The organism is Stenotrophomonas sp. NPDC077421 (assembly GCF_049545505.1).
GTDB lineage: Bacteria > Pseudomonadota > Gammaproteobacteria > Xanthomonadales > Xanthomonadaceae > Stenotrophomonas > Stenotrophomonas nematodicola.
In genome coordinates, this window is record NZ_JBMWDP010000082.1 from 1 (window position 1) to 1,874 (window position 1,874).

At 63.3% G+C, this 1,874-nt stretch carries 4 protein-coding genes; all 4 read right to left on the minus strand.

Annotated elements, in window-relative coordinates:
- Positions 1–10 precede the first annotated feature (10 nt).
- Positions 11–394, minus strand: a complete 384-nt coding sequence (copC, locus tag ACPEH1_RS20510; RefSeq protein WP_017354979.1) for a copper homeostasis periplasmic binding protein CopC — start codon at positions 392–394, stop codon at positions 11–13.
- 162 nt (positions 395–556) lie between these two features.
- The gene (locus ACPEH1_RS20515; protein ID WP_026070601.1) at positions 557–907 is read right to left on the minus strand and encodes a four-helix bundle copper-binding protein; all 351 of its coding nucleotides are present in this window, start codon (positions 905–907) and stop codon (positions 557–559) included.
- Positions 908–977: 70 nt separating this feature from the next.
- Complete coding sequence (locus tag ACPEH1_RS20520) at positions 978–1,502, minus strand: DUF411 domain-containing protein (protein WP_229301210.1); 525 nt, start codon at positions 1,500–1,502, stop codon at positions 978–980.
- Positions 1,503–1,516: 14 nt separating this feature from the next.
- Positions 1,517–1,874: YybH family protein (locus ACPEH1_RS20525; protein ID WP_423716315.1), on the minus strand; the 358-nt coding region annotated here is incomplete at its 5' end.

Below are 1,874 nucleotides of genomic sequence, written 5' to 3' on the forward strand. Positions count from 1 at the left end.
TCGCGACTCCTCAGCGCACCGTGAAGCTGAAGCTGCCCGGCATGGGGTGGTTGTCACCACCGACGGCGCGGTATTCCACGGTATAGACGCCCGGAGTCAGCGGCTGGGGCAACTTGGCACGCAGGGTCTTACCGTTGTTGACGATCTCGGTCGTGAAATTCTCGATCGGCATGGTGGAACTGCCGTGCTTCATGAGCAACTTGAGACGCGACGCCCGCGGAATCAATGTTTCGTTGAACACGAGATCGATCTGGCCCGGCGAAGCCACCACCGCATTTGCCGCCGGTGTGGACTGCTGCAGCGCGGCGTGGGCGTGCGCGATCTGCAGGGAGAACTGCCCAGCCGCAATCGCGAGGACGAGCGCGAAGGAGCGAAGGACGTTTGATGATTTCATAGGGATAAATCCTCATTGCGAATGTGATGCAAAGCCCCGTTCGGCGCCGTGCTGTGTTGGATCCGACAAGCGTTAGGTGTCGGGCTGTCACCGAAACCACGGTTGGTCGGCTTTTGATATTTGAGATGAGGATCCCGCCGCTCAGGCGGGATCCTCGACGCGTCAAGCCGCCATGGCGCTGCAGCTTTCCGCGCAACGGCGACAAACTTCGGCGCAGCGCGCCATCTCCGGGTCGTTCATGGCGTCGCATGCTTCGGCGCACTGGCGGCAGATCTCCGCGCAGGCACTGCAAACCACCGAGTGAGCGCTGGCGCCACGCAACATGGCGTCGGCGCTGGTGGCGCAGATATCGGCACACGTCGCCAGCAGGGCGATGTGCTCCGGGGCTGCGTGGGCACCTCCTTTGCTCAGGCAATAGTTGATGGTCTCAAGGCAAATCGCGTGGCATTGCGTGCAGTTGTCGATGCACTCGTTCATGGCCTGAGACCGGTGGTCTTCGGAATGGTGAGTCATGTGGATCTCCTGCTTCATCGCGGACGAGAATCGGCGCGCCCGCAACACCGCCCCCTGTTGCTCTTGCGGATCAATGCTGTGCGAAGGGTTCGGTGGTTCCGTCGTGATGGACCAGCTCGACCGTATACGGCTGCTGGCGTCCTTCCGGGACCTCCATGCCCGGCGAACCGAGCGGCATTCCGGGCAGGACCAGGCCGCGTGCGTCCGGCTTTTCTTCGAGGAGGCGCTTGATGTCCTCGGCCGGGACATGGCCTTCGATGACGTATCCGTCGACCTCGGCCGTGTGGCAGGAGCCCTTTGCATAGGGGACACCCAGGCGCTCCTTGACCGGACCCAGGTCATCCATGTCATGCACATCCACGGTGAACCCCGCCTTCTTCACGTGGTCGATCCAGCTACCGCAGCACCCGCAGGTCGGGGTCTTGTGGACGGTCATGCGTGGCAGGGCGGCTGGAGTCGCGTCGGCTGTTTCCGGGACGACCTGTGCAGTGGGCGCGATGGTGGATTGCGCGGGTGTAGCCGCTTGGGTGCAGGCACCCAGGCCGGCGACCGCAAAAGCCGCCCACGCCAGTCGGTTCAATCTGCAGGTTTTCATTTCTGGTTCTCCGCTTAGCGCTTGGTCCGCGAAGACCAGTGGATGTGGGCGATCCGCCAACCGTCGGTGGTCTGCTTCAGCACCATGGTCTCGGTGCTCTGGACGGTCAGTGGCTTACCGTCTTTCTGGGCGTGCAGCTCGCTTTCGGTTCCGACCCATGCGAACTCACCAGCGGTGCGTGCACGCTGACGGAGCAGCTGGCGATGGGCGCCCTTGAGGAATGCCGCATCGCTGACTGCGTGATGACCCAGATATTCCTCGCGGCTGCGCTCGGCACCCCCGGACTCGAGGATGAGGACGTCGGCAGCGAGCAGGGCTTCGACCGTGGCCAGATCGCCGCTAGACAGGGCCCTGTTGAAACGCTCCGCTACG

Bases quoted from the DNA above. Each gene is read 5' to 3' on its own strand.
- copC (WP_017354979.1), bottom strand. From the start codon at position 394: ATGAAATCATCAAACGTCCTTCGCTCCTTCGCGCTCGTCCTCGCGATT.
- ACPEH1_RS20515 (WP_026070601.1), bottom strand. From the start codon at position 907: ATGACTCACCATTCCGAAGACCACCGGTCTCAGGCCATGAACGAGTGC.
- ACPEH1_RS20520 (WP_229301210.1), bottom strand. From the start codon at position 1,502: ATGAAAACCTGCAGATTGAACCGACTGGCGTGGGCGGCTTTTGCGGTC.